This window comes from Bradyrhizobium sp. (assembly GCF_035935975.1).
Taxonomy (GTDB): domain Bacteria; phylum Pseudomonadota; class Alphaproteobacteria; order Rhizobiales; family Xanthobacteraceae; genus Bradyrhizobium.
Map to the genome: position 1 here is coordinate 79,848 of NZ_DASYWN010000030.1, position 26,568 is coordinate 106,415.

Sequence of the window (26,568 nt, forward strand, 5' to 3'; positions counted from 1 at the left end):
TTGAATGCTCATGTGGCCGGTGGCCAGGCGAGGCTGTTACCCCTCGACATTCGTCCTCATCGCCACCTCGAACTTGTCGACGAACTCGGCGAGCTCGTCGGCGCCGATGTCGCTGACGGCCCAGAAGTTCAGGCCGCGCTCGCCCCAGCGGCGGCAGTTGAAGCCCTGCATGGTCTGCGTCTTCGGTGGCCGGTGCTCGATGCTCGACGTTTGCGCCACGAACAAATTGATCACATGCTGCCGGCGCTTGTAGACGACCGCGCCGATGGCGCGCGCGTCGATATAGTCGAGCCGGCCGCCGACCAGCGTAAAGCCCTGCGCGGTGAGATCGATCACGGGCGGAGCGACGTCGAGCTTGCCGTTGAACCACGGCTTCACGGTGTGCTGGTCGGTGGAGACGACGTCGATCAGGTGTCCGGCCTGGAGCGAGCGCAGATGCGCGGAGACGACCTCCGACAGGATTCTCTGCTGGTCGTCCTGGCGCAGCACCACGGCGACGACGCCCGAGGCGGCGAGCGCGGAGACAGCCGAGCCCATCGCAAAGCCGCGCAGCACGGAGCGGCGGCTCGGTTGCTGGCGCTGCGGCTGCGGCAGCGAGGCCTCGATGCGGCTGCGCAGGCTTGCGGGCGCGGTGTAGCGCAGGTCGGTCTCGGCCAGCACGCGCTGCATCTCGCGCTGTGCGGCGAATTCCGCGGCGCAGTCCGGACAGCCCGCGATATGGGCTTCGACCTCGCGCGCATTGCCGGCATCGAGCTCGTTGTCGAGCAGCGCGTGAAGCAGGATCTTTGCTTCGTCGCAGGTCATCTTGCTTGCTCCTCTTCCGCCGTCCAGGCCGCGCGCAGCATGGCGCGGGCGCGGGCGAGGCGGGACATCACGGTGCCGACGGGCACGCCGGCGGCCGCGGCGATTTCACGATAGGACAGGTTGTTGATCTCCCGCAGCACGAATGTTTCCTTGAACGGCTCGGCGAGCGCGTCGATCAGCTTGCGGATGGCGCCGGCATCGCGGCTGCGCAGCATTTCGGTTTCGGGGCTCGCCTCGCTCTCCTGCCAGATCGGCGTCTGGTCGGCGGCGCCGGGCGTGTCCTCGATCGCGCTGGGCCGGTGCGCGCGCCGCGCATATTCGGCGTTGCAGACGTTGCGCAGAATCGCGAACAGCCAGGGTTTCATCGCCGGCCCGCGATAGCTGTCGAAATGCTTCAGCGCACGCAGGTAGCACTCCTGCACCGCGTCTTCGGCGTCGGAGGCGTCGCGCAAGAGATAGCGCGCGAGCGTGTAGACGTCGTCGAGATAGGGCAGCGCCGCCTCGCGAAAGCGCTGTGCCTTCTGCAAATCGTCGTTGGCGGGCATCGCTCCTCGCTCTGCCTCTTGTTCCGTTCGCGGCTTCGTTTCGTCCCTGTGTGTGACCGACGGCACACGAGCCCGGCCGGCGTGGGACCACCGGCCGGGCAAGACGTTGATGCCTTGGTTCGAGCTGTTACTCAACCTTGATCATCCCCGTCATGTGCGGGTGCAGCGAACAAAAATACTTGTAGTCACCCGCATTGGTGAAGGTGAACGAGAACTTGTCGTCAGTGTCCAAGGTCTTGGACCTGAACTTGCCGGCCGACACCACGGTGTGGGGGATGTCGTCCCGGTTGGTCCAGGTCACGGTGGTGCCGACCTTGATCTTGAGCTCGGCCGGCTGGAACACGAAATTGTCGATATGCACTTCCATGTCGTCGGCGCGGGCGCTTGTTGCGGGCAGCAGGATGGCCGCGGCCAAAGCGAGACCGAGGTCGACGCCGAAGTCGCGGCGATTGAGTGTCTTCATTGTCAGCTTCCGTTCAACCTTAGCCCTGCAGCGGCGTGTCGATGATCGCGAGCCGCTGCTCGTTCTGCTTGAAGTTGATGCTGGCAACGCCGAGCATGCCGCGGAGTTTTGCGTCCTCCACCTTCATCGGACCGGGCGAGGGAGCGGTTCCCGGCGCCGGCTGCGGGAAGGCGGTCGAGCGCGCGGTGTGGAAGGTGACGTTGCCCTCGACCTTCTGCATCACCTGGTGGATGTGGCCGTTGAGCACGGTGACCGAGCCAAAGCCCTTCACGAGCTCCAGCGCGCGGCCGCCGTCCTCGGTGCCCCAGCCCCATTCCGGATAGACGGTCCAGAGCGGGATATGGGCGAACAAGACGACAGGCGTCGATTTCGACTTGCCGCGCAGGTCGTCCTCGAGCCAGGCGAGCTGGTCGGCGCCGAGGTTGCCAAGGCCGCCGGCCTTGAGGTCGACGACGTTGACGAGGCCGACGAAGTGCACGCCGCCGGCATCGAACGAGTACCAGCCCGCCCCCTTGGTGCCGCGGCCGTAACGCTCGCGATAGAACTTCACTTCTTCATCGAGGAAATCATGCTCGCCGGGTACGTAGTGCACGTCGAGCTTGCTCTGCGAGATGATGCGATCGGCATTGTCGAACTCGGCGGCCTTGGACAGGTGGGTGATGTCGCCAGTGTGGATCATGAACGACGGTTTTGCCGGCATCGTGTTGATCTTGTTGATGGCTTCTTCCAGCGTGCCGAGCGCGTTGGGATTGGCCGGCTTGTCGAAGCCGACATGGCTGTCGCTGATCTGCAGGAATGTCATGCCAGGGGCCGCCGCGGTCGCGGCCTCAGCGGAATCAATAATGCCGAGCGAGCGCGGCACGCCGCCCGTGACCGTCCAGAGCACCCCGGTGCCGGCCCAGGTCATGCATTCCAGCACCTTGCGGCGGCTGACGCCGTCTCCGTGATCGTGTCCGCTCATCCCACGTCTCCACTTCGCCCGGAATTGGGCTTCGGGGAGGTGATCGGGGGAGGGAGGGACTTATTCCCGGAGGCGATGACGTTTTCGTGAGGTGGCTCTCTTGTCCCGGACGCGCTGCAACGCGGAGCGTTGCTGCGCAGAGCCGGGACCCAGAAAGCGGCACGGAGTGCGCGGCGGGATGGGCCCCGGCTCAGCAGCGCATCACCATAGCGCGTCGAAGACGCGCGTGAACGCGCTTATGGTGGCGCGCCGCGTCCGGGGCACGGGACCTAGTTTGAAAACTCTCTCACCGCTTCCACCACGGCCGCCGGCACTTCCTGCGCGACGCAATGCCCGGCGTCCTCGAACACCCGCGTGCTGACGCGTGGAATCAGCGACACTGCGCGCGCGGCCATCACCTTGTAGACCGGCCATGACTTCGCGGCGGTCGTGACGCGCACCGGGCAGTCGATCTCGGCGAGCGAGGCAAACGGATTGCCGCGGGCATCGCCAACGTAGACCTGCGTCATCGCCTCGTAGATCGGACGCAGCATCGCCGACTCGATCTCGGGCGTGCAGCAGAGCCGGGCACGGCCGTCTTCGAGCGGCACGAAGCCGTGGCGCACATAGGCCCGCAGCGACGTTTCGGTCCAATCCGCAAATACCGGCGCCGCGCGGTAGCGCTCGAAGACGACGTCCAGGCTGTCGAATTCCGCCTGACGGCGCAGCGCGCCTTGCACGCGGGACAGAGAGTCCTCGTCCAATCCGCCGGCGCGCGCCGCGCGCGGGTCCATGATGGTCGGCTCCATCACGAACAGGCGCGTGAAACGTCCGGGCAAGAGCTTTGCCGCGAGCAGGAGATCGGTCGCGCCCGCGCTGTGGCCGATGCCGTAGACATCGCGCAGCCCGAGCGCGTCGATCACCCGGCAGACGTCGTCGGCATAATCCAGGAAGTGATAGGTGCTGGGCTTGTGGCTGGCGCCATGGCCGCGGCGGTCGTGTGCGTAGACGGTGTAGGTCGAGGCAAGCTCGCGCGCGACCTCGTCCCAGACGTCGGCGACGAAACCGGTGCCGTGCACGAGCAGGGCGGGCGGCTTGCCGCTCTCGCCCCATTGCAGCATGGCGATCTCTGCGCCGGCGGGCTCGATGGAAAAGCGCTGCGGATTGATCATGGGGACCGGATGCTATTTCGCATCCTCCATGATCATCGTTGCGCCCTTCTCGGCGATCATTGCGGTCGGCGTGTTGGTGTTGCCCGAGGTGATGGTCGGCATGATCGAGGCATCGACGATGCGAAGGCCGCTGAGGCCGTAGAAGCGCAGCCGCTCGTCGACCACCGCCATGGGATCGCTCACCGCGCCCATCTTGGCGGTGCCGACGGGATGGAAGATGGTGGTGCCGATGTCGCCGGCGGCCTTGGCGAGCGAGGCATCGTCGTCGCCGACGGCGGGGCCGGGCAGGTATTCGCTCGGGCGATACTTTGCGAGCGCCTTCTGCTGCATCAGGCGGCGGGTGGTGCGGATGGCGTCGGCGCTGACCTGGCGATCGTCATCGGTCGACAGATAGTTCGGCGCGATGATCGGCTTCTCGTCCGGGCTCGCCGAGCGCAGCCGCACGGTGCCGCGCGAGGTCGGCTGGAGATTGCAGGCGCTCACCGTGATCGCGGGGAAGCGGTGCAGGGGATCGCCGAACTTGTCGAGCGACAGCGGCTGCACATGGAATTGGATGTTGGCGCGGGCTCGCGTCGCATCCGAGCGCGTGAAGATGCCGAGCTGAGACGGCGCCATGGTCAGCGGACCGCGGCGGCGGAAGGCGTAATCGAGGCCCATCAGGCCACGGCGGAACAAATTGTAGTAGGTCTCGTTCAGCGTGCGCACGCCTTCGACCTTGTAAATCGCGCGCTGCTGCAGATGGTCCTGCAGATTGCGCCCCACGCCGGGCTTGTCCATGACGATGTCGATGCCGAGCGGCGATAGCCAGTCGGCGGGACCGATGCCGGAGCGGTGCAGCACCTGCACCGAGCCGATCGAGCCGGCCGAGAGCACCACCTCGCGTTTCGCGCGTGCCTCGATGATCTCGCCGTTCTGCATGAAGCGCACGCCGACGGCGCGGCCCTGCTCGATGATGAGACGGTCGACCAGCACATGCTTCTCGAGCCGCAGGTTCTGACGGTTCAGCGCCGGCTTGAGGAAGCCGCGCGCCGACGACCAGCGCCGGCCGCGCTTCTGGTTGACGTGGAAATAGCTCGTGCCTTCGTTGTCGCCTGTGTTGAAATCCGGGATGCGCTTGATGCCCATCTCCTCGGCGGCATCGCCGACGGCGTCGAGAACATCCCACGACAGCCGCGGCGCCTCGATGCGCCAGCCGCCGCCAGTGCCGTGATGCTCGCTCGCGCCGAGGAAATGGTCTTCGAGCCGCTTGAACAGCGGCAGCACATCGTCATAGCCCCAGCCGGTCATGCCGAGCTGGCGCCAATGATCGTAATCGGCGGCTTGGCCGCGCATCGAGATCATGGCGTTGATCGCCGAGCAGCCGCCGATCACCTTGCCTCTGGGATAAGCGAGCGCGCGGCCGTTCAGCCCGGGCTCGGCCTCGGTCTTGAACATCCAGTCCGAGCGCGGATTGCCGATCGCGAAGAGATAGCCGACCGGAATGTGGAACCAGATCCAGTTGTCGTCGCCGCCGGCCTCCAGAATGAGGACGCGGTTCCCGGGTGCGGCCGAGAGCCGGTTGGCGAGGATGCAGCCGGCCGTGCCGGCGCCGACGACGATGTAATCAAACTCACCTTCGAGCCGTCTTGGCATTCTGCTTCCACCCGGATGGTCATTTGACGTTCCGTCCTAATAGGCAGACGCGGCGGGCCAAGACAAGCGGACCACAAGTCCGGCCATGCCAGGCGGGCAGGGCTAGGCCCCGATGTCAGGCAGTTGGGTGGACTGGTGCTTGCATGGTAGACAGTCCTGTATTTTCAACAAAGCTTGAGACCCCTCCATGCCCATCGTGAACCGCGTCGCCGACCTTCAACCCGATATTCAGGCCTGGCGCCGGGACATCCATGAGCATCCCGAGCTTCTCTACGACGTCCACCGCACTGCAGCATTCGTTGCGGACCGCCTGCGCGAGTTCGGCTGCGACGAGGTCGTGACCGGCCTCGGCCAGACCGGCGTGGTCGGCGTGATCAAGGGCAACAAGCCGGCCGGTGACGGACTCAAGGTGATCGGCATGCGCGCCGACATGGATGCGCTCCCTGTCGACGAGCAGACCAACCTGCCTTACGCCTCCAAGACCCCGGGCAAGATGCACGCCTGCGGCCATGACGGCCACACCGCGATGCTGCTCGGCGCCGCGCGCTATCTCGCCGAGACCCGCAACTTCGCCGGCGATGCCGTGGTGATCTTCCAGCCGGCCGAGGAGGGCGGCGCCGGCGGCGCGGCCATGGTCAAGGACGGCCTGATGGAGCGTTTCGGCATCGAGCAGGTCTACGGCATGCACAATGGTCCGGGCATTCCTGTCGGCTCCTTCGCGATCCGGCCCGGCCCGATCATGGCGGCGACCGACGAGGTCGACATCAATATCGAGGGCCTCGGCGGCCATGCCGCGCGTCCGCACAGATGTATCGATTCTGTACTGGTCGGCGCGCAGGTGATCACGGCGCTGCAGTCGATCGTCGCGCGCAGCGTCGATCCGCTGGAATCGGCCGTGATCTCGATCTGCGAATTCCACGCCGGCAACGCCCGCAACGTCATTCCGCAGACGGCGACCCTGCGGGGCACCATCCGCACGCTGTCGCCGGAGGTGCGCAAGCTCGTCGAGAAGCGTGTGCACGAAGTGGTCGCGGGCGTCGCGCAGATCACCGGCGCCAAGATCGATCTGCACTACAAGCGCAACTATCCCGTCGTGAACAACCACGCCGCGGAGACCGAGGTGGCGCGGCGCATCGCAAAGCACGTCGCCGGCGATGCCAATGTGCACGAGATGCCGCCGCTGATGGGCGGCGAGGATTTCGCCTACATGCTGGAAGCGCGCCCGGGCGCCTTCATCTTCTGCGGCAACGGCGACAGCGCCGGCCTGCATCACCCCGCCTACAATTTCAACGACGAGGCGATCGTCTACGGCACGTCCTACTGGGTCAAGCTGGTCGAGGAATCGCTGGCGGCGTCGTAGCGCCGAGTTCGGAATACAAATGAAGAGGGCCCGTGCATCGCACGGGCCCTTTGTTGTTTGAGTGGTGCAATCCGCTCAGAAGATGCGCGAGAAGATCACGTAGAGCGTGCCCGACAGCAGGATGGCGACGGGCAGGGTCAGCACCCAGGCCATCACCATGTTCCTGATGGTGGAGACCTGAAGACCCGAGCCGTTCGCGGCCATCGCGCCCGCGACGCCTGACGACAGCACATGCGTCGTCGACACCGGCAGGCCGAAATTGTCGGCGGCAGCAATGGTGGCGGCGGCGACGAGCTCGGCGGAGGCGCCTTGCGCGTAGGTCAGGTGGGTCTTGCCGATCTTCTCGCCGACGGTCACGACGATGCGCTTCCAGCCGACCATGGTGCCGAGGCCGAGCGCGATCGCCACAGCAACCTTCACCCAGGTCGGGATGAACTTGGTCGCGCTGTCGAGCCCGCCCTTGTAGGCGTTCAAGGTCGCGACCTCTTCCTTGTTGAGGTCGTTTTCCTTGTCCTTCATCAGGAAGCGGATCGCTTCCGAGGTCAGGTACATGTCGTTACGGGTGTTGCCGACGACTTCCGCCGGCACCTTGTTGAGCGAGCCGTACTTGGCGACCTGGTCGCCGACATCCTTCACCAGCACCGACAGCGAGGGATAGGTGCCTTCGCTGATGTGGTGCGAGGTGATGTACTGCGTCACCGCAGGACGGGGATCGCCGATGATCGCGTGGCCGGCGCCCTTGGCCGCGATCACCTTGGAGGCGGCGTCCGAGACCTTCTGGAACTGGGCGACCTGCGACTCCGGCAGCGCGCGGTTGAGCGCATAGGCGGTCGGCACGGTGCCGATCAGGATCAGCATGATCAGGCCCATGCCCTTCTGGCCGTCGTTCGAACCATGCGCGAAGCTGACGCCGGTGCAGGTCAGGATCAGCAGGCCGCGGATCCAGATCGGCGGGGCCTTGTGGCCCTCAGGCGCGGCGTAGAGCGCCGGGTTCTTGACGATCATCTTGAGCAGAAGCAGCAGGCCGGCGGCGCAGATAAAGCCGACGAGCGGCGACAGCAGCAGCGCATAGCCGATTTCGGTGGCCTTGCCCCAGTCCACGCCCGAGGTGCCGTCGCGGCCGCGCATCAGCGCGTTGGCGACGCCGACGCCGATGATCGAGCCGATCAGCGTGTGCGAGGACGAGGCCGGCAGGCCGAAGGCCCAGGTGCCGAGGTTCCAGAGGATCGCGGCGATCAGCAGCGCGAACACCATCGCAAAGCCGGCGCTGGAGCCGACCTGAAGGATCAGCTCCACCGGCAGCAGCGAGACGATGCCGAACGCCACGGCGCCGGTTGACGTCAACACGCCGAGGAAGTTGAACAGGCCGGACCACATCACCGCGAATTCCGCCGGCAGCGAGTGGGTGTAGATCACGGTTGCCACCGCGTTGGCGGTGTCGTGGAAGCCGTTGACGAATTCGAAGCCGAGCGCGATCAGGAGCGCGACGAACAGCAGCATGTAGGGAACGTAGCTCGTGACCTTGGTGCCGGTCGCATCGACATCGGAATAGATGCTGTAGGCGACGAACAAGAGACCCGCGGCGAGGATGCCGAAGAACAGGATCATCGTCAGCGGATTGAAGCCCTTGTCGAGATTGGGCCGGGAAGCAGGCTGGACAGGCGCCGGATCGCCTACCGCACGGTCGAATGCAACATCTGTCATTTTTGGACGCCCCTTAACTAATTGGAAGGGCTATTGTCCGCGAAGGATTTGAAGGCTGGATGACAGCTGCGTCGAAAAGCCGCTTTCCCACCCGTATTTAGGCGGCGCGCGGGGCCTTCTTCTGCAGGCCGGCGGCAATCTTCAGGTCTTCGACAAAACGCTGATATTCCAGCACCTTCGCTTCCGGATCAGGCAGCCGCAGCAGATAGGACGGGTGCACCGTCACCAGCGCCTTGCGTCCGTCGGGCAGGTCTATGAGCCGGCCTCGGGTCTTTCCGATCTGAGTGATCTTGCCGAACACGCTGTGCGCGGCGGTGGCGCCCATCGCCACGATGAGCTCGGGTTGGATTGCCGAAACTTCCCGCTCGTACCATTGCCGGCACGCTTTGATCTCCGGCGTCGCCGGCTTCTGGTGCAGGCGGATCTTTCTGCGTGGCACGAATTTGAAGTGCTTCACGGCGTTGGTGACGTAGACCTTCTTGCGGTCGACGCCGGCTTCCTCGAGCGCGCGGTCGAGCATCTGGCCGGCCGGACCGACGAAGGGATGACCGGCGAGGTCTTCCTTGTCGCCGGGCTGCTCGCCGACCAGCATGATGGTCGCGTTCTCAGGGCCTTCGCCGAACACGGTCTGGGTCGCGTCCCTGTAGAGCGGGCAGGCGCGGCAATGCGCGGCCTCCTCGCGAAGCGCTTCGAGATCGTCGGTGGCAGGCTTGCGTGTCATCGGAGCCTCCGGCCGCTTCTGAGGCTTGTGCGGATCGGTTGCGGCATTGGCGATCATGGCGCCGGTCATGCGCTCGGCATCCTCGATCAGGGGTTTAATGATCGAGGCCTCGGGCAGGTTCCTCCAGTATTTCTTCGGCATCTCCGTCTGCATCGCCTTCACCTTCAGGCGCGCCGGATTGAAGATGCTGGCGTAGTAGCGCCGCCAGGTCTCCTCCAGCCGGTCTTCGCCCGGCGCCTCGCTCTTGCTCACGCCCGGCGTGAACGAGAGCGCATGACCGTCCCAATGCGCGCAGAGGTCCGGCGTCAGGATCGACCACGGCATATCGGCAAAGCGTTTTGCGAAGAAGGGCGCGGCGAGCTCGACGATGTGATGCTCCGGCTCGAACCAGGCGACGTAGTAGGCGTCGCGCTCCCGGCCGATCTCGCGGAAGCGGACGAAGGCATGCATCTTGTGCTCGTCGCGACGGACGGCTCTCGCCATGGACGTGACCTGCGCGACATCAGGATCGGTCGCGACCTCGATGAGATCGTGATTGTCCTTCAGTCGCCAGAGCAGGCGATAGAGGATCGCAAATCGCTCGACATCGCGATGCAGGATCGCGGCCTGGGCGAGGTCGACGAATTTGCCTGACACGTTGAAGGTGCCGTCGTTCACCTCGAGGATCGGAGACGGCGCGGGCGGCGCGAACAGCTCCGCTTCGCTGCCCTGCACGGTCCAGGTGATGTCGGCAGGCTCCACATGATGAAGCACGAGCGAGCGCGCGGCTTTGCGCCAGCCGTCGAAATCGGTGTCGGTGTCGAGGATGATGTACTGCATCAGAAGCCAAACCTTAGTTGTGTTGCCTTCGGCTTGAACCGCTCGATCAGCCCGGCAGCATCGAGGCGATGCGGCGAGGGGCGGTGATCGCTGAGGACGATGAACGGCAGCGCTTTGTTGCGAGGCACATGCAGCCGCGCGAGATCGGAGAGGCGGATCGTGGTGGTGCGCCGCGTCGCGATGATGCGCTCGACCGCCTTGGTGCCGAAGCCCGGCACGCGCAACAATTCCTCGCGGCTTGCCCGGTTGACGTCGAGCGGAAAGCGGTCGCGGTGGCGCAACGCCCAGGCGAGCTTCGGGTCGATGTCGAGCGGCAGCATTGCGCTGTCGTCGACGATCTCGCCGACGTCGAAACCATAGAACCGCATCAGCCAGTCGGCCTGGTAGAGCCGGTGCTCGCGCAGCAGCGGTGGCTGCACCAGAGGCAGGGCGCGGCTGGCATCGGGGATCGGGCTGAAGGCGGAGTAGTAGACGCGCCGCAGCCGGTAGGAACCGTAGAGATTGGCGCTGGTGTGGAGAATGGTGTGGTCGTTCGCGCTGTCAGCGCCGACGATCATCTGCGTGCTTTGTCCAGCGGGTGCGAAACGCTGCGGCTTTGCCTTCGTCTTTGTGTTTCGGTTGTCCTCGGCCTCGTCGAGCTTCAGCCGCAGCCGGCCCATGGTGCGGCGGATCGCGCGGACGTCCTTCTCCGGCGCGAATTGCTGCAGGCTCGTCTCCTCCGGCATCTCGATGTTGATGGAGAGACGGTCGGCATATCTGCCGGCCTCCGCGATCAGCGCATCGTCGGCCTCTGGAATGGTCTTGAGATGAATGTAGCCACGGAACTGATGCTCCTCGCGCAGTTTGCGCGCGACACTGACCACTTGCTCCATCGTGTAGTCGGGGCTGCGAATGATGCCGGAGGAGAGGAACAGGCCCTCGATGTAATTGCGCCGGTAGAAGTCGAGCGTCAGCTTGACCACCTCGTCGATGGTGAAGCGGGCGCGCGGCACGTTCGAGGAGGCGCGGTTGACGCAATAGAGGCAATCGTAATTGCAGGCATTGGTCAGCAGCACCTTGAGCAGCGAGATGCAGCGTCCGTCCGGCGCATAGGAATGGCAGATGCCCATGCCCGGCGCGGTCGAGCCCATGCCCTTGCCGTCGCTGGAATCCCGCTTCTCGGTGCCGCTGGAGGCGCAGGATGCGTCGTACTTGGCGGCATCCGCGAGAATTTCCAGCTTGCGTTGCACGTCCATGCCCAAATCCCTTTGATTCCGCTCATGAATCCGAAAGTCTGCCAATTCGATTGACTCTCCGCGCGGCGTTAGCTTTATATTAGAACATATCATGAACAAATGAGCCAGCCGCAGGTTCTTATTTTTGAGAACCTCGGCAATCACCCCTGAAGGAGCGGCGAGCATGAGCGGCGCACGGATGAGCGCGCTTGCGACCTTGCGCGGCCAGATCGAGCGCATCGAGACGGCGGAGATCGTGCATCAGCACGATCGCGTCGCGCTCGGCCATGGCGAGGCCGATGCCGTGCTGAAGGGCGGTCTCGCGCGCGCGGCGATCCACGAGGTGTTTTGCGAGGGGCGGCAGGGCACGGCCGCGACGGGTTTCGTGATGGGCCTTGCGGAGCGCGTCTCGGCACAGCGGCCGCTGCTGTGGGTGCGGCAGGATTTTTCGGAACTCGAGGCCGGCGCGCTGTCGATGAGCGGGCTCGCCGAGCTTGGTCTCGATCCGCGCCGCGTGGTGATGGTGCGCGCCGCCGATGTCGAGAGCGCGCTGCGCACCTCGGCCGATGCGCTCGCCTGCGATGCGCTCGGCGCCGTCGTGCTCGAGCTCTGGGGCGAGACGAGACAGTTCGATCTCGTCGCGAGCCGGAAGCTGACGCTGGCCGCGCAATCGTCCGGCGTCACCGGTCTGATGCTGCGCATGGCCGCGCAACCGCTGCCCTCGACCGCGGAGACACGATGGATGCTGCGCGCCGCGCATTCGCCGCCGGGCGCAGCCTGGAGTGCCTGGGGCGCGCCGCGCTTCGATGCCGAACTCTTGCGCAATCGTCATGGCCCGTGCGGCCGGTGGATCATGGAATGGAAATGTGATGAGTGCCAGTTCAGTGAACCGTCGGCGTATCCTCAGCCTGTGGCTGCCGCGCCTGCCCATCGACCGGATCCAGCGCTTCCTTGGCAGCGCCGGGCTGGGTAAACCCAACGAGCCCAGCATTGTTGTCACCAAGGAGAACAATGCGCTGGTGATTTATGCACTCGACGAAGCCGCCGAGCGCCTCGGCCTGCACATCGGCCAGCCGCTCGCGAATGCGCGGGCGATGTGTCCGGATCTAAAAGTGTTCGACGCCGACGTCGTGGCCGATGCCAAGACGCTCAGCGACATCGCCGACTGGTGCGACCGCTTCACGCCGTTGGTAGCGCTCGATCCGCCGCACGGGCTATTCCTTGACATCACCGGCTGCGCGCATCTGTTCGGCGGGGAAGCCGCGCTACTGAAGACGCTGGTCCGTGCGCTCGCCCGGCAGGGCTTTGCCGTCAGCGCGGCGATTGCCGGCACCTCGGTTTGCGCGCGCACGCTGACGCGGCAGATGCCCGGCATCATCGTCGCCGATGGCGGGGAAGCGGCGGCGATCGACCGGTTTCCGGTGTCCGCGCTCGGCGCGGGCGAGGCCATCACCACGGGCTTGCGCCGTGCCGGGCTGAAGACCATCGGCGATGTCGCCTCGCGTTCGCCGAGCGAGATCACGGCGCGGTTCGGCGCACGGTTTTCCACGCTGCTCGCGCATGCGCTGGGGCAGGGCGATGCACCGATCAATCCGCGAAAGCCGCTGCCCGACTATATCGTCGAGAAACGTTTCGCCGAGCCGATCGCGACCGACACCATGATCGCGATGACGCTGTCGCGGCTGGCCGACACATTGATCGCGTCGATGGAGAAGCAGGGCAAGGGCGCGCGCCGTCTGGAGGCCGCGTTCTTCCGTACCGACGGCGTGGTGCGCACGATCATGGTCGAGACCGGGCGTCCCGTGACGCGGAGCGCGGTGATCGACCGCCTGTTCCGCGAGCGCCTCGATGCGCTCGCCGATCCCCTCGATCCCGGCTTCGGCTTCGACATGGTGCGGCTGTCGGCGAGCCGCACCGAGATCGTGCTGCAGGAGCAGCGCGATCTCGATGCCCACGTCCACGACAATGACGAACTCGCCGCGCTGATCGACCGCATCGCCGCGCGCATCGGCGGCAAGCGCGTCATCGTGCACCTGCCTGAGGATACCCATATCCCCGAGCAGGCCGTGCTGGCCGCGCCCGCGCAGCATCATCTGGCAGCGGCCATGCAGGCCGAGTGGCCGGCGCGCGCCGAGGGCGAGCCGCCGCTGCGTCCGCTCAGACTGTTCGACAAGCCGGAGCCGGTCACCGTGCCGTTCGCGACCGTGCCCGACGGCCCGCCGCATCAATTCACCTGGCGGCGCGCGAAACATGCGGTGGTGCGGGTGGAAGGGCCCGAGCGCATCGCCATGGAATGGTGGCGGCAGGACGGCAAGCAGCTCACCCGGGATTATTTCCGCATCGAGGATGCCGAGGGCCTGCGCTTCTGGATCTTTCGCGATGGTCTTTACGAGGGCGAGGTGTTCGACGCCGACGGCAAGCCCGCTCCGCCCAACTGGTATGTGCACGGTCTTTTCGCATGAACACGCCTGCTTATGCCGAGATCGGCATCACCACGAACTTCTCCTTTCTCCGCGGCGGCTCGGATCCACGCGCCTATGTGCATCAGGCCAGCGAGCTTGGCATCCCCGTGATCGGCATTGCCGACCACAACACGCTGGCCGGCGTGGTGCGCGCCTACAAGGAGCTCGACAATGACAAGGTGCTGCACAAGCCGAAGCTCCTGATCGGCGCGCGTATCGTCTTCATCGACGGCACACCCGACATTTTTGTCTATCCGAGCGACCGCGCCGCCTATGGCCGGCTGTGCCAGCTTCTCACCCGCGGCAAGCGCGGCGACGACATCACGCGGATCGAGAAGGGCGAATGCCGTCTCACCTTCGCCGATCTGCTCGCGTTTTCGCAAGGTCAGCTCCTGATCCTGACGTTGCCGCATCGGTTTGATGATGCGCAGGCACTGGATGTGCTTTCAAAACTCAAGACCAGTCGCGCCGAGGGCGTGTGGCTGGCGGCGAGCCTGATCTATCGCGGCGACGACCGCCGCCGCCTGGCGCGGCTCGACGATCTCGCCGCAAAGGCAAAGGTGCCGCTGCTCGCGACCAACGAGGTGCTCTATCACGATCCCGGCCGCCGTCCGCTTCAGGACGTGCTCACCTGCATCCGGGAAAAGACCACGATCGAGGCGGTCGGACGCAAGCTCGAAGCCAATGCCGAGCGCTTTTTGAAGACGCCTCGCGAGATGGCGCGGCTGTTCCGCGATTTCTCCGAGGCGATCGCGGAGACCATGCGCTTTGCCGACAGGATCGACTTTTCGCTCGACCAGCTCAAATACCAGTATCCGGACGAACCCGTGCCGCCGGGCAAGACCGCGCAAGGACATCTGGAGGACCTGACCTGGGCGGGCGTCGACAAATATTTTGGCGGAGAGATCGATGACAAGCTGCGCGCCACGCTCAAGAAGGAGCTCGCGCTGATCGCCGAGCTGAAATACGCGCATTACTTCCTCACCGTGCACGACATCGTGCATTACGCGCGCAGCCAGAACATCCTGTGCCAGGGCCGGGGATCGGCGGCGAACTCGGCCGTCTGCTACGTGCTCGGCATCACCTCGGTCGATCCGACCAAGGTCGATTTGCTGTTCGAGCGCTTCATCTCCAAGGAGCGGCTCGAGCCGCCCGATATCGACGTCGATTTCGAGCATTCGCGCCGCGAGGAGGTGATGCAATATGTCTATCGCCGTTACGGCCGCCACCGCGCCGCGATCATCGCCACAATCATCCATTATCGCCCGCGCAGCGCCATCCGCGACGTCGGCAAGGCGCTGGGCCTGACCGAGGACGTCACCGCAGCGCTCGCCGACACCGTCTGGGGAAGCTGGGGCAAGGGCCTCAACGACATGCAGGTCCGGCAGGCCGGGCTCGATCCGCAAAATCCCATGATCAACCTCGCGGTCGAGCTTGCGACCGAGCTGATCGAATTCCCGCGCCATCTCTCCCAGCATGTCGGCGGCTATGTGCTGACCCAGGACCGGCTCGATACCTATGTGCCGATCGGCAACGCCGCGATGGATGACCGCACCTTCATCGAATGGGACAAGGACGACGTCGACGCGCTCAGCATGATGAAGGTCGACGTGCTCGCGCTGGGCATGCTGACCTGCATCCGGAAGTGCTTTGATCTGATCGACCGGCACAAGGGCAAGCGTTGGGTTCTGGCGACCGTCCCGCAGGACGACCCTGAGGTCTACGACATGCTGTGTGAAGGGGAATCGCTCGGCGTCTTCCAGGTCGAAAGCCGTGCCCAGATGAACATGCTGCCGCGCCTGAAGCCACGAACCTTCTACGATCTCGTCATCGAGGTCGCGATCGTGCGTCCGGGTCCGATCCAGGGCGACATGGTGCATCCTTACTTGAGGCGGCGGAATGGTCTGGAAAAGGTGAGCTATCCGTCTCCGTCGCCGGACCACGGCGACAAGGACGAGCTTTACAATGTGCTGCACAAAACGTTGGGCGTGCCGCTGTTCCAGGAGCAGGCGATGCGCATTGCGATCGAGGCCGCGCACTTCACCTCCGAGGAGGCCAACGGCCTGCGCCGCTCGATGGCGACCTTCCGCAATGTCGGCACCATCGGCCAATACGAGGAGAAGCTGATCGGCAACATGGTCGCGCGCGGCTACGATCCCAACTTCGCCAGAAGCTGCTTCGACCAGATCAAGGGCTTCGGCTCCTACGGCTTCCCGGAGAGCCATGCCGCGAGCTTTGCCCAGCTCGTCTACATCTCGTCATGGCTGAAATATCATCATCCCGACGCCTTCTGCTGCGGCCTGTTGAACTCGCAGCCGATGGGCTTTTACGCCCCCGCGCAGATCGTCAGCGATGCCCGCAAGAACCGCGTCGAGGTGCGCGATATTGATGTCTCCCATAGCTTTGCGCAGAACACGCTGGAGAACACGAAGAACGAGTATTGCGCCGTACGCCTCGGCTTCCGCCAGATCGACGGCTTCCATTGGCTCGATCCCGATGAGGAGTTCCTCAAAGCGGAGCAGGCGAAACGGCAAGGCAAGATCCATGTCATTCAGGAAGACTGGGCCGACCGCATCATCGCCGCCCGCAAGCGCCGGCCCTTCACCTCGCTCGAGGATTTTGCCCGCGACACCGGCCTGCCCAAGCGCGCGCTGATCCTGCTCGCCGATGCCGATGCGTTCCGTTCACTCGGGCTCGACCGCCGCGAGGCGCTGTGGCAGGTGCGGCGGCTGCCCGACGACGTGCCGCTGCCGCTGTTCGAGGCGGCGACCGCACGCGAGCAGCCGGACGAGCACGCAAAACCGCTGCCGGTGATGCCGCGCGCCGAGCAGGTGGTCGCGGACTACCAGACCATCCGGCTATCGCTGAAGGGCCACCCGATGGAATTCTTGCGCGAGATGTTTTCCCGCGAGCGGATCGTCGCCTGCAAGGAGATCAGCCACGAAAACGAACGGCGCCGCGTTCGCTGCGCCGGCGTGGTGCTGGTCCGGCAGCGGCCGGGCAGCGCCAGCGGCGTCGTGTTCATGACGCTGGAGGACGAAACCGGCATCGCCAATGTCGTGGTGTGGCCCAAGATCATGGAGCAGTACCGCAAAGAGGTGATGGGCGCGCGCCTCATCGAGGTCCAGGGCTATATCCAGAGCAGCCCCGAGAAGGTCACGCATCTGATCGCCCAGCGCATGATCGACCGCTCGCACGATCTGGTCGGTCTCGCCAACGATGCGCTCAGCCGAAGGCACCCGGTGCCCGCAGGCGCCACGGTGGTCGAGCCGCTCAACGACGACCCCCGCGCCCTCGCGGACATGCCCGCCCAGAAAATCCGCCACCCGCGCAACGTCCGCATCCTGCCGCCGTCGCGGGATTTTCATTGAGGCGAGTTCAACGCGCGCAAATCCCTCACCGTCACCCTGAGGTGGCCGCTTCTTCAGCGGCCCTCGAAGGACGACGGCCCCGCTGCACCTCGCCCGTGCATCCTTCGAGGCTCCCCGTGCGCCGCCTTGCGTCGCACGGCTCGCACCTCAGGATGACGGAATTGGCAGGAGCGTGTGCCCCTCAAAAGTTCACCCGGTTCGAGATCGCGCCATCCACGACCAGGTTCGATCCTGTCGTGAAGGCCGACACCGGGCTTGCCAGAAACACCGCAGCGGTCGCGATCTCCTGTGGCGTCGCCATCCGCCCGGTCGGGTTGCGCTTCATCGCGTCCTTGTAGCGCTCAGGCATGTTCTGCTCGATCATGTTCCAGACGCCGCCCTTGAAATAGACGGTACCGGGCGAGACCACATTCACGCGGATCTTCTTCTTGGCGTATTGCCGCGCCAGTCCCTTGGCCATGTGGATCAGCGCCGCCTTGATCGGGCCGTAGGAGCTGGCGAGATCGGCTTGCGCTGCCGAGATCGAGGAGATGATGACGAAGGCGGCATCGCCGCTTCGCTCGCCGCCGGCTTCGAGGAACGGCCGCGCGGCGTCGAACGCGTGCACGGCGCCGAGCACGTCGAGCCGGAAATTCTGCTCCCAGGATGCGGGATCGTGGCCCTGTGACATCGCGCCGGCATTGGAGAACAGCAGATCGACGCCGCCGAGTTCCTTCGCAGCAGCCTCGATCCAGGCTTTCAGCGCCGCGCCGTCGGTGACGTCGACCGCGCCGCCGGTGGCGTTGATGCCGCTCGCCTTCAATTCAGTGACGGTCGCGGCAACCTGATCCGCGTTGCGCGCGCATACTGCGACATTGGCACCTTCACCGGCCAGCGTCGCCGCAATCGCCCGCCCGATGCCGCGCGTGCCGCCGAGCACGATGGCGTTTTTTCCTTTGAGGCCGAGATCCATTGTTTTGGTTTTCCTTGTTGTTGATCGCTGGGAGTGTAGCTGCTTCAAGCGACACTCAAAAGCCTCCACAATCCAGACTGTGGCCGCGGAGGGATTCTGGATTGCTTCGCTGCGCTCGCAATGACGAGGCCGGGACAGTCATAGGGTGGGCAAAGGCGCGTGAGCGCCGTGCCCACCATTCCCTCAACTTGCACAAGGTGGTGGGCACGCTTCCGCCTTCGCTCTTCGAGCTACGGCGGACAAGTCGCTTTGCCCAGCCTACGAAGCTCGTAACAATTTTCCCTTCACTCCGGCGCGGCGCCGACCGGCGGGCCGCCGGGCGGGCGGTGCAGGAAGGTCAGCGACGCATAGGCGCCGACCCAGGAACCGATCGCGGCGAAGGCGACGTAGAAGGCGTTTTCGGTGTAGCTGATCACGGCGTAGGACGAGAGCAGATACCAGATCGCGCTCCAGGTCGCCGCCGGCATGCGCTTGCGCGCGACCACGGCCGAGGTGAACATCACATAGACCGCGTCGGTGGCCGCCGTTGCGACGAACACGGCGCCTGCGGTGAGGGGATCGATGGCGGCCATTGCAATCCTTTCTGCGATCATGACATGGTCGCGAAAATTACAGCATGATCCGGACAAGTGCGCAGCGGTTTTCCGAAAAGATCATGCTCAACCCGACAAGGGAGAGAAGCGGTCATGCAAAGCCCCGCCGATATTCTCAAGGACATCTGGACCTCCGCCGGCGGCGATGCAGCCGCGCTCGAACGCGTGCATCTGACCGGTGAAGAACCGCAGATCCCGTCTTCCTTCCGCGTCGCCGTTGCCGGCCAGACCACGATCGCTGCCGCGGGGCTCGCTGCGGCCGAAATCTGGCGCTTGCGCAGCGGCGAGGCGCAGGATGTTTCCGTCGACATGCGCCACGCCGTCGCCGAGTGCCGCTCGGAGCGCTATTTACGCCTCGACGACAAGCCGCCGCCACCGGCCTGGGACGCCATCGCCGGCGTCTACAAGACCGGCGACAACCGCTTCGTCCGCTGCCACACCAACTTTCCGCATCATCGCGACGCCGTCTGCAAGGTGCTCGGCTGCGTGCCCGAGCGCGAGCAGGTGCAGGCCGCGCTGATGCAGTGGAAGGGCGAGGATTTTGAAACCGCGGCCTATGCTGCGGGCGGCGTCGTCGCGCTCATGCGCTCCCACGACGAATGGTCGGCGCTGCCGCAGGCGCGTGCACTCGCCGAACTGCCGCTGATCTCGATCGAGAAGATCGGCGAAGCCGCGCCGAAGCCGTGGCCGCAAGGCGATCGTCCGCTCGCGGGCCTGCGTGTGCTCGATCTTTCCCGCGTCATCGCCGGCCCCGTTGCGGGCCGCACGCTCGCTGCGCACGGCGCCGACGTGCTGCTGGTTTCAGGCCCGGAACTGCCGGCCATCCCATGGCTCACCATCGACACCGGCCGCGGCAAGCTCACCACCTTCATCGAGCTCAAGAGCGAAGCGGGCAGGGCGCAGATGCGCGAACTGCTGAGAGACGCCGACATCTTCTCGCAAGGTTACCGCCCGCGCGCGCTCGCCGCTCTCGGCTTCGCGCCGGAAGATGCAGCCAGCATCAATCCCGGCATCGTCTATGTCACGCTGTCGGCCTACGGCCATGCCGGCCCCTGGGCCGAGCGACGCGGTTTCGACTCGCTGGTGCAGACCACGACCGGCTTCAACCATGCCGAGGGGGAGGCCGCCGGCATCGACGGTCCCAAGGAACTGCCGGCCCAGATGCTCGATCACGCCACTGGCTATCTGATGGCATTCGGCGCAATGATGGCCAAGGCGCGCCAATCCCGCGAAGGCGGCAGCTGGCACGTGCGCGTATCGCTGGCTCAGACAGGGCGCTGGCTGTGGAATCTCGGCCGGCTCGACGGCGGACTGAATACCCCGGATATTACGGGCGACGCCGTACATGCTGCGTTCATCGAGAGCATGCCATCTGGCTTCGGTACGTTGAAGGCGGTGCAGCATTCGGCACTGCTGTCGAAGACGCCGGCACAATGGAGCCGCCCGGCGATGCCGCTCGGCAGTCATTCGGCGAAGTGGCCGTCTTGAAAGCTGACGTGAAGCTGACGCGTCGCAAAATTTTAACGCAGTTCGAAAGGTGCGAGGCGTTTTTTAGGTTGTTTGAAATCCCAATTCAGCACTATTAGCGCGACCGATAAGGCAGGCGTCTGCCAAGATCGTCGCAGATACGACCGGGCCCCATGGTAGTTGAAAATACCAAGCGATTGCAGGTGTTTACAAAACAACGGATTATCACATCCGTAGTTTTACTGGCACTTGCCGGCGCCGGTGCCTATGGCTTTCTCTATGCGGGGACCAAGGACAAGAGCCACTCCGAGATCTCCAGCCAGTCGCGCAGGAATGCGCAGAATTTCACGCCGACAGCGTCCGAATGGGCGACGCTGACGATCGAGACCGTCAAGGCCAAGACCTTCCGGGCCGAATATGTCACCGAGGGCAAGGTCGCGGTCGACGAGGATCGTTCCACGCCGGTGTTCTCGCCCTATGCCGGCCGGGTCACCAAGCTGTTTGCCAAGCCGGGCGAGACCCTGACCCAAGGTCAACCGCTGTTCACAATCGAGGCCGCCGACACCGTGCAGGCCCAGAACGATTTCATCGCCGCGATGACTGCGCAGAACAAGGCGAGGTCGGCGATCGATCTCGCCGACATCCAGTTCAGGCGCGCCAAGGATCTTTACGAGGGCCGCGCCATTCCGCTGAAGGACTATCAGCAGGCGGAAACGACCCAGGTCCAGGCTCAGAACGACATGCGCTCCTCGGTGACGGCGCTGGAAGCCGCACGCAACAAGCTGCGGATTCTCGGCTACACCGACGAGACCATCAAGACGTTCCAGGACAAGGGCGTCATCGATCGGGAGATCACGATCTACTCACCGATCGCAGGCACCGTCGTGCAGCGCAAGATCGGCCCCGGCCAGTTTGTGAGCGCCGGTGCCAGCGATCCGGTGTTCGTGGTCGGCGATCTCTCCACGGTCTGGCTCACCGCTTTCGTGCGCGAGAGCGACGCGGCCGCGGTGTGCATCGGGCAGGATATCACCGTCAACGTGATGGCGCTGCCGGGCCGTCCGCTGACCGCCAGGATCAACTACGTCGCCGCGGCGATCGATCCGAACACGCGTCGTCTGCTGGTTCGCGCCACCATCGACAACAAGGACGGCCTGCTCAAGCCGGAAATGTTCGCCAACGTCACGATCTATTCGGCCGGCGATCGCGCCGCTCCCGCGGTGCCGAAGCAGGCGTTGATCTATGAAGCCGACAAGGTCCGGCTCTGGGTCGCGCGCGAGGACAAATCGGTCGAGCTGCGCGAGATCAAGACCGGCCTGATCAACGGCAACCTCGTCGAGGTCACCAGCAATCTGAAGCCCGGTGAGCAGATCGTCGTCAAGGGCAGCCTGTTCATCGACCGCGCGGCGTCCGGTAGCTGACCAGCGACCCAAGAAACAAGACAAGCTGAAGACCTGAATGGATCGCCTCGTCGCACTTGCCGTCAACCGGCGCTTCCTGATGGTCGGCATGTTCGTCGCCGTTCTCGTCGGCGGCTTGATTGCGTTCAACCAGCTCAACATCGAGGCCTATCCCGACCCGACCCCGCCGATGGTCGACATCGTGACGCAGAGCCCGGGCCTGTCGGCCGAGGAGATCGAGCGCTACATCACGATCCCGATCGAGACCCAGGTTGCGGGTCTGAAGAACCTCACCACCATCCGCACCATCTCGCTCTACGGCCTCTCCGACGTCAAACTCCAGTTCTCTTTCGCCTACACCTACGACGAGGCGTTGCAGCAGGTCCTGAACCGCCTCGCGCAGCTCGCGCCGCTGCCGGGCAACGTGCAGCCGCAGATCTCGCCGCTGAGCCCGATCGGCGAAATCTTCCGCTACCGTCTGGTCGGCCCGCCGAACTACAGCGTGCTCGACCTCAAGACCATCCAGGACTGGGTTCTGCAGCGCCGTTTCCGCGCCGTGCCCGGCGTGATCGACGTCACGGGGTGGGGCGGCAAGAGCAAGACCTACGAGCTCCAGGTCGACAACAACAAGCTCGTCGCCAACGGCCTGACGCTGCCGCAGGTGCTCCAGGCGGTCAGCAATTCCAACGTCAATGTCGGCGGCAACACCGTCAACATCGGCCAGCAATCGGCCGTGGTGCGCGGCGTCGGCCTGATCAAGTCGATCGACGACCTCGCCAACACCATGATCGCCCAGACCAACGGCAATCCGGTACTGGTCAAGGACGTCGCCACGGTCACCGTCGGGCAGAAGCCGCGTCTCGGCATCGCCGGCCTCGACGATTCCGACGACATCGTGCAGGGCATCGTGCTGATGCGCCGCGGCGAGCAGAGCTCGCCGACCATCAAGCGCGTCCATCAACTCGTCCAGACCATCAACAATTCCAGCATCCTGCCGCCCGGCGTGCGCATCGAGCGCATCTACGACCGTGGCGACCTGATCGAGCTCACCACCCACACCGTGCTGCACAACATGGTGGTCGGCATTCTCTTGATCGTGTTGCTGCAATGGATCTTCCTCGGCGATCTCCGTAGCGCGCTGATCGTCGGCGCCACGATACCGTTTGCGCTGTTCTTCGCCGTGATCATCCTGGTGCTGCGCGGGGAATCGGCCAATTTGCTGTCGGTCGGCGCGATCGACTTCGGCCTCATCGTCGACGCGACTGTCATCATGGTCGAGGCGATCTTCCGACGCCTGACGCAGACGACGCCGGTATCGGAATCCGAGCATATGTCGCCCGAGACGCTGTTCGGCATGAAGAGCCACGCCATCCTCAGCGCCGCCGCCGACGTGTCGCGCTCGATCTTCTTCGCCGCGGCGATCATCATCGCGGCGTTCATACCGCTGTTCACGCTCTCCGGCGTCGAAGGCAACATCTTCGGACCGATGGCGCGCACCTATGCCTATGCGCTCGCCGGAGGCCTGCTGGCCACCTTCACCGTCACCCCGGCGCTGTCGGCGATCATCCTGCCGGCGCATGTCGAGGAGACCGAGACCAAGGTGATGCAGATCCTGCACCGCATCTACATGCCGGTGCTGAACTGGGCGGTGGCCAATCGCAACATCATGCTTGGTGCCGCGGTCGGCCTCGTGGTGATGACGGTCGCACTCAGCCGGCTGCTCGGCCTCGAATTCCTGCCCAAGCTGGAAGAGGGCAATCTCTGGATCCGCGCCACGCTGCCGCCCACCATCTCGCTGCAGGAAGGCAATTCCTACGTCAACGAGATGCGCAAGGTGATCCGCGCCCGGCCCGAGGTGGAATCCGTGGTGTCGCAGCACGGCCGTCCCGACGACGGCACCGACGCCGCCGGCTTCTTCAACGCCGAGTTCTTCGCCCCGCTCAAGCCCGTCAGCCAATGGCCCGGCACCCGCGACAAGGATGAGCTGACCGCGCAATTGCTCAAGCAGCTCGACGACCGTTTCCCCGGCGTCGAGTTCAACTTCTCGCAATATCTCCAGGACAACGTCTCGGAAGCCGTCTCCGGCGTGAAGGGCGAGAACTCGATCAAGCTGTTCGGCAGCGACCTGCAGGCGCTGACCGACACCGCCAACAAGATCAAGCAGGTGCTGTCGACGGTGCAGGGCGTCACCGACCTTGCGGTGTTTACCTCGCTCGGCCAGCCGACCATCCAGATCGACATCAACCGCGCCAAGGCCGCGCGCTACGGCCTTGCGCCGGGCGACATCAACGCCACCATCAAGGTCGCCATCGGCGGCGACACCGCGGGCGATCTCTACGAGCCGGGCTCCGACCGCCATTTCCCGATCATCGTGCGCCTCGCGCCGGAATACCGCCGGAGCGCCGAGGTGATCCAGAATTTGCGGATCGGCGCGCCCGGGCCGAACGGCACCGTCACGCAGATTCCCCTGAGCGAAGTCGCCACCATCAGCCTGGTCTCGGGCGCGGCCTACATCTATCGCGAGCAGCAGGAACGCTACCTGCCGATCAAGTTCTCGGTGCGTGAGCGCGATCTCGGCAGCGCCATCCGCGAGGCGCAGCAGAAGATCGCCGACCAGGTGCAGCTGCCGCCCGGCTCGCACATGGAGTGGGTCGGCGAGTTCGGCAATCTCCAGGACGCGATCCGGCGGCTGTCGATCGTGGTGCCGATCTCGCTGGCACTGATCGGCATCCTGCTCTGGTTCAATTTCGGCTCGATGACCGACACGCTGCTCGCCATGAGCGTGATCCCGATGGCGATCTTCGGCGGCGTGCTGGGCCTGTTGATCACCGGCACGGCCTTCAGCGTTTCCGCGGCGATCGGCTTCATCGCGCTGTTCGGCATCGCCGTGATGGACGGAATCATCATCCTGTCGCAGTTCAACCAGCTGATCGAAGAGGGCATGGACCGGATGAGCGCGGTGATCCGCACCGGCGAGCTCCAGCTTCGGCCCGTGCTGATGACTTGCGTCGTCGCCGGCGTCGGCCTGCTGCCTGCCGCGCTGTCGGAAGGCATCGGCTCGCAGGTGCAGAAGCCGCTCGCGGTCGTCGTGGTCACCGGCATGATGCTGGCGCCAGTCGTGATCCTCGTGACTTTGCCGGTCCTGATCTCCTTCTTCTCGCGCCGCGCGCGCTGAGGGTTTCTAACCAAACATCCGCTGCGCAATCCGCAGCAGCATCGTAGTCCCGAGCCCCAGCAGCATCAGGCTCGCGAACCGGCTGCTGAGCAACAGCATGCGCGGCGTCAGACGTGACCTCGCCGTCGCGACCATCGTGCTCAGCACCGTCCACCAGATCGCGGAGCCGACGAACACACCTGCGACCAGCGGCGGCGCTGCGGATTGCGTCGAGAACGCATGCAGGGCCGCCAGGAACAGGATGACCGTGAGCGGATTGGCCAGACCCAGCGCGATGGCGCTGAGATAGGCGCGGGCGAGGCGGACATTGTCGATCTCGCTTGTCTCCTGAAGCGCGATCGAACCGCGATGCGTGCGTATCGCAAACCATAGCAGCGTCAGCGCCGAGACGATGCCGAAGCCCGCCGCGTTCGCCTCGACCCATGGCTGCGCCAGCGAGCCGAGGCCCAGAACTGCAAAGGCGCTGTAGGCGAGATGCACGGTCGCGGCACCAAAGCCGGTTGCAAGACCCGTGGCCATGCCCGACGCCAATGTGCGCTGGATGCACAACATGCCCATGGGCCCGATGGGCGCAGCGACGGTGAAACCAATTCCCACGCCGGAAAACAGCGCGGCAAGATAATGCGATAAAGGCATGCGACCGCACGAACAGATGAAATCTGTGCGTGTGCGTACCGGCGAAAACAAATCGTCGCTTCAACCAAACAGCTGAAAAGCGCACGAGCGCGCTAACACGTTCGTGTGAATCGTTGCCGCGTTGTGCTCTCGCGACAACGGTTCCGTTGCGTGACGCGGAACCAGTTCGCGTTTCGCGCGAGGTGATGCCTGAACCTCGCGCGCGCGTTCGCGAATCAGAATCCGTAGAGCTGCGCCGGGTTGTCGACCAGGATCTTCTTGCGCACATCCGCCTCCGGCGCCCACACCGGCAGCTGGTTGAGCAGGCGGCCATCATCGATCTGGTAGAGCGGCGCGATGTCGGTGGCCTTGCGTCCCTCGACGCGGCTCGAATCCGGATGCGGCCAGTCGGTGCCCCAGACGATGCGATCGGGGTTCGCCGCGATCAGCGCACGCGCATAGGGCACCATGTCCTGGTAGTCAGGCGCGAGTTTCGACGAGCGATAGGCGCCGGAGATCTTCACATAGGCCTTGCCGGATTTGACGAGCGCGACGAGGTCGGAAAATCCCGGCTGCTCCAGCCCGAGCGGAGCCTCGAGGCCGCCGAAATGATCGAACACGGCGGGCACCGGCGCGGCCAGCACCAGGTCCTTGATCGCCGAGATCAACGGCAGCGTGGTGTAGAGCTGCACGTGCCAGCCGCGCGCCTTCATGCGCTCGACGGCCGCGGTGAAGCGCGCACGGCCGACCTTGGGATTGTTGACGCCGTCGGTTGCAAGATTAATGCGGATGCCGCGAAAGCCGTCTGCTTGCATCGCATCGAGCTGAGCTTCCGTGGTCTTGTCGTCGATCACGGCCACCCCGCGCGCGGTCGTGCCGCGCGCCTTCATCCCGAACAGGCTGGAGGAATTGTCGGTGCCGTAGACGCTCGGCGTGACGATCACGACGCGCGCGATATGCAGCGCCTTGTGCAGCGTCGCCATTTCCTCGGGGCTTGCCGGTCCCGGCGTATAGACGCGCCCCGCAAAGAACGGAAATTGCTCGACATCGCCATGGATATGAGTGTGACAGTCGCAGGCATGTGCCGGGACGTCGAAATTGATCGGCGTCGCGGGTTGCGCTGCGCGCGCGTAAATCTCGTCGGTCATGGCTGCTCCGGCGG

Annotated in this window: 20 protein-coding genes; 7 read left to right on the top strand and 13 right to left on the bottom strand. The window is 65.0% G+C overall.

Features of this window, described 5'->3' with window-relative positions; genetic code table 11:
• Positions 1–36 precede the first annotated feature (36 nt).
• The 6 genes from VGR99_RS16280 to VGR99_RS16305 all read right to left on the bottom strand — a co-directional run bounded on the left by VGR99_RS16280 (position 37) and on the right by VGR99_RS16305 (position 5,556).
• Positions 37–804, bottom strand: a complete 768-nt coding sequence (locus VGR99_RS16280; protein WP_326899608.1) for an anti-sigma factor — start codon at positions 802–804, stop codon at positions 37–39.
• Positions 801–1,349, bottom strand: coding sequence for a sigma-70 family RNA polymerase sigma factor (locus VGR99_RS16285; protein WP_326899609.1), 549 nt, complete (start codon positions 1,347–1,349; stop codon positions 801–803). The genes VGR99_RS16280 and VGR99_RS16285 overlap by 4 nt, the downstream gene beginning before the upstream one ends.
• A 127-nt stretch (positions 1,350–1,476) precedes the next feature.
• On the bottom strand, positions 1,477–1,812 hold the full coding sequence (locus VGR99_RS16290; RefSeq protein ID WP_326899610.1) for a cupredoxin family copper-binding protein: 336 nt from the start codon (positions 1,810–1,812) through the stop codon (positions 1,477–1,479).
• A 19-nt stretch (positions 1,813–1,831) separates the two neighbouring features.
• Positions 1,832–2,773: a metallophosphoesterase family protein gene (locus VGR99_RS16295; RefSeq protein WP_326899611.1), complete on the bottom strand. Its 942-nt coding sequence runs from the start codon at positions 2,771–2,773 to the stop codon at positions 1,832–1,834.
• Positions 2,774–3,042: 269 nt separating this feature from the next.
• Complete coding sequence (locus tag VGR99_RS16300) at positions 3,043–3,924, bottom strand: alpha/beta hydrolase (protein ID WP_326899612.1); 882 nt, start codon at positions 3,922–3,924, stop codon at positions 3,043–3,045.
• A 12-nt stretch (positions 3,925–3,936) separates the two neighbouring features.
• Entirely contained in the window at positions 3,937–5,556 is a 1,620-nt protein-coding gene (locus tag VGR99_RS16305; RefSeq protein ID WP_326899613.1) for a GMC family oxidoreductase, read from the bottom strand.
• A 187-nt stretch (positions 5,557–5,743) separates the two neighbouring features.
• Between VGR99_RS16305 and VGR99_RS16310 the strand changes: the two genes are divergently transcribed.
• Positions 5,744–6,916, top strand: a complete 1,173-nt coding sequence (locus tag VGR99_RS16310; protein ID WP_326899615.1) for a M20 aminoacylase family protein — start codon at positions 5,744–5,746, stop codon at positions 6,914–6,916.
• A gap of 75 nt (positions 6,917–6,991) precedes the next feature.
• Here VGR99_RS16310 and VGR99_RS16315 read toward each other — a convergent pair whose 3' ends face one another.
• From VGR99_RS16315 to VGR99_RS16325, 3 genes are all read right to left on the bottom strand, one after another.
• Complete coding sequence (locus VGR99_RS16315) at positions 6,992–8,620, bottom strand: inorganic phosphate transporter (protein WP_326899617.1); 1,629 nt, start codon at positions 8,618–8,620, stop codon at positions 6,992–6,994.
• A 97-nt stretch (positions 8,621–8,717) separates the two neighbouring features.
• Entirely contained in the window at positions 8,718–10,160 is a 1,443-nt protein-coding gene (locus tag VGR99_RS16320; RefSeq protein ID WP_326899618.1) for a UdgX family uracil-DNA binding protein, read from the bottom strand.
• A complete protein-coding gene (locus VGR99_RS16325; protein ID WP_326899619.1) occupies positions 10,160–11,395 on the bottom strand; it encodes a putative DNA modification/repair radical SAM protein in 1,236 nt (411 codons plus the stop codon). The genes VGR99_RS16320 and VGR99_RS16325 overlap by 1 nt, the downstream gene beginning before the upstream one ends.
• A 163-nt stretch (positions 11,396–11,558) precedes the next feature.
• Here VGR99_RS16325 and VGR99_RS16330 point away from each other — a divergent pair, with 163 nt between their 5' ends.
• The 3 genes from VGR99_RS16330 to VGR99_RS16340 are packed head-to-tail and all read left to right on the top strand — an operon-like array spanning position 11,559 to position 17,207.
• Positions 11,559–12,347 carry a DNA repair protein gene (locus tag VGR99_RS16330; RefSeq protein WP_326899621.1) on the top strand — a complete coding sequence of 263 codons (789 nt, stop codon included), beginning with the start codon at positions 11,559–11,561 and terminating at the stop codon, positions 12,345–12,347.
• A complete protein-coding gene (locus VGR99_RS16335; protein ID WP_326899622.1) occupies positions 12,244–13,836 on the top strand; it encodes a DNA polymerase Y family protein in 1,593 nt (530 codons plus the stop codon). Before VGR99_RS16330 ends, VGR99_RS16335 begins: the two co-directional genes overlap by 104 nt.
• Positions 13,833–17,207 carry an error-prone DNA polymerase gene (locus tag VGR99_RS16340; RefSeq protein WP_326899623.1) on the top strand — a complete coding sequence of 1,125 codons (3,375 nt, stop codon included), beginning with the start codon at positions 13,833–13,835 and terminating at the stop codon, positions 17,205–17,207. The genes VGR99_RS16335 and VGR99_RS16340 overlap by 4 nt, the downstream gene beginning before the upstream one ends.
• Before the next feature lie 181 nt (positions 17,208–17,388).
• On the opposite strand, the gene VGR99_RS16345 is transcribed toward VGR99_RS16340, so the two are convergent.
• Together VGR99_RS16345 and VGR99_RS16350 are read right to left on the bottom strand one after the other, a co-directional pair.
• Positions 17,389–18,159: an SDR family NAD(P)-dependent oxidoreductase gene (locus VGR99_RS16345; RefSeq protein ID WP_326899624.1), complete on the bottom strand. Its 771-nt coding sequence runs from the start codon at positions 18,157–18,159 to the stop codon at positions 17,389–17,391.
• A gap of 284 nt (positions 18,160–18,443) precedes the next feature.
• Positions 18,444–18,731: a hypothetical protein gene (locus tag VGR99_RS16350; RefSeq protein ID WP_326899625.1), complete on the bottom strand. Its 288-nt coding sequence runs from the start codon at positions 18,729–18,731 to the stop codon at positions 18,444–18,446.
• A gap of 114 nt (positions 18,732–18,845) precedes the next feature.
• Here VGR99_RS16350 and VGR99_RS16355 point away from each other — a divergent pair, with 114 nt between their 5' ends.
• From VGR99_RS16355 to VGR99_RS16365, 3 genes are all read left to right on the top strand, one after another.
• Positions 18,846–20,240 (top strand): CoA transferase, encoded by a 1,395-nt coding sequence (locus tag VGR99_RS16355; protein WP_326899626.1) that lies wholly within the window; start codon positions 18,846–18,848, stop codon positions 20,238–20,240.
• A 152-nt stretch (positions 20,241–20,392) separates the two neighbouring features.
• Positions 20,393–21,637, top strand: coding sequence for an efflux RND transporter periplasmic adaptor subunit (locus tag VGR99_RS16360; RefSeq protein WP_326899627.1), 1,245 nt, complete (start codon positions 20,393–20,395; stop codon positions 21,635–21,637).
• A gap of 37 nt (positions 21,638–21,674) precedes the next feature.
• Positions 21,675–24,791, top strand: a complete 3,117-nt coding sequence (locus VGR99_RS16365) for a CusA/CzcA family heavy metal efflux RND transporter (RefSeq protein WP_326899628.1) — start codon at positions 21,675–21,677, stop codon at positions 24,789–24,791.
• Positions 24,792–24,797: 6 nt separating this feature from the next.
• Here the strand turns inward: VGR99_RS16365 and VGR99_RS16370 are convergent, their stop codons facing one another.
• Both VGR99_RS16370 and VGR99_RS16375 read right to left on the bottom strand, forming a co-directional pair.
• The gene (locus VGR99_RS16370) at positions 24,798–25,427 is read right to left on the bottom strand and encodes a LysE family translocator (RefSeq protein ID WP_326899629.1); all 630 of its coding nucleotides are present in this window, start codon (positions 25,425–25,427) and stop codon (positions 24,798–24,800) included.
• A 215-nt stretch (positions 25,428–25,642) separates the two neighbouring features.
• Positions 25,643–26,554: an amidohydrolase family protein gene (locus VGR99_RS16375; RefSeq protein WP_326899630.1), complete on the bottom strand. Its 912-nt coding sequence runs from the start codon at positions 26,552–26,554 to the stop codon at positions 25,643–25,645.
• Positions 26,555–26,568 lie beyond the last annotated feature (14 nt).

Excerpts from the sequence above, each read along its gene's own strand:
- VGR99_RS16290 (WP_326899610.1), bottom strand. The coding sequence starts at position 1,812 with ATGAAGACACTCAATCGCCGCGACTTCGGCGTCGACCTCGGTCTCGCT.
- VGR99_RS16305 (WP_326899613.1), bottom strand. The coding sequence starts at position 5,556 with ATGCCAAGACGGCTCGAAGGTGAGTTTGATTACATCGTCGTCGGCGCC.
- VGR99_RS16330 (WP_326899621.1), top strand. The coding sequence starts at position 11,559 with ATGAGCGGCGCACGGATGAGCGCGCTTGCGACCTTGCGCGGCCAGATC.
- VGR99_RS16310 (WP_326899615.1), top strand. The coding sequence starts at position 5,744 with ATGCCCATCGTGAACCGCGTCGCCGACCTTCAACCCGATATTCAGGCC.
- VGR99_RS16295 (WP_326899611.1), bottom strand. The coding sequence starts at position 2,773 with ATGAGCGGACACGATCACGGAGACGGCGTCAGCCGCCGCAAGGTGCTG.
- VGR99_RS16360 (WP_326899627.1), top strand. The coding sequence starts at position 20,393 with ATGGTAGTTGAAAATACCAAGCGATTGCAGGTGTTTACAAAACAACGG.
- VGR99_RS16315 (WP_326899617.1), bottom strand. The coding sequence starts at position 8,620 with ATGACAGATGTTGCATTCGACCGTGCGGTAGGCGATCCGGCGCCTGTC.
- VGR99_RS16340 (WP_326899623.1), top strand. The coding sequence starts at position 13,833 with ATGAACACGCCTGCTTATGCCGAGATCGGCATCACCACGAACTTCTCC.
- VGR99_RS16370 (WP_326899629.1), bottom strand. The coding sequence starts at position 25,427 with ATGCCTTTATCGCATTATCTTGCCGCGCTGTTTTCCGGCGTGGGAATT.
- VGR99_RS16335 (WP_326899622.1), top strand. The coding sequence starts at position 12,244 with ATGAGTGCCAGTTCAGTGAACCGTCGGCGTATCCTCAGCCTGTGGCTG.
- VGR99_RS16375 (WP_326899630.1), bottom strand. The coding sequence starts at position 26,554 with ATGACCGACGAGATTTACGCGCGCGCAGCGCAACCCGCGACGCCGATC.
- VGR99_RS16320 (WP_326899618.1), bottom strand. The coding sequence starts at position 10,160 with ATGCAGTACATCATCCTCGACACCGACACCGATTTCGACGGCTGGCGC.
- VGR99_RS16355 (WP_326899626.1), top strand. The coding sequence starts at position 18,846 with ATGCAAAGCCCCGCCGATATTCTCAAGGACATCTGGACCTCCGCCGGC.
- VGR99_RS16325 (WP_326899619.1), bottom strand. The coding sequence starts at position 11,395 with ATGGACGTGCAACGCAAGCTGGAAATTCTCGCGGATGCCGCCAAGTAC.
- VGR99_RS16300 (WP_326899612.1), bottom strand. The coding sequence starts at position 3,924 with ATGATCAATCCGCAGCGCTTTTCCATCGAGCCCGCCGGCGCAGAGATC.
- VGR99_RS16350 (WP_326899625.1), bottom strand. The coding sequence starts at position 18,731 with ATGGCCGCCATCGATCCCCTCACCGCAGGCGCCGTGTTCGTCGCAACG.
- VGR99_RS16280 (WP_326899608.1), bottom strand. The coding sequence starts at position 804 with ATGACCTGCGACGAAGCAAAGATCCTGCTTCACGCGCTGCTCGACAAC.
- VGR99_RS16365 (WP_326899628.1), top strand. The coding sequence starts at position 21,675 with ATGGATCGCCTCGTCGCACTTGCCGTCAACCGGCGCTTCCTGATGGTC.
- VGR99_RS16345 (WP_326899624.1), bottom strand. The coding sequence starts at position 18,159 with ATGGATCTCGGCCTCAAAGGAAAAAACGCCATCGTGCTCGGCGGCACG.
- VGR99_RS16285 (WP_326899609.1), bottom strand. The coding sequence starts at position 1,349 with ATGCCCGCCAACGACGATTTGCAGAAGGCACAGCGCTTTCGCGAGGCG.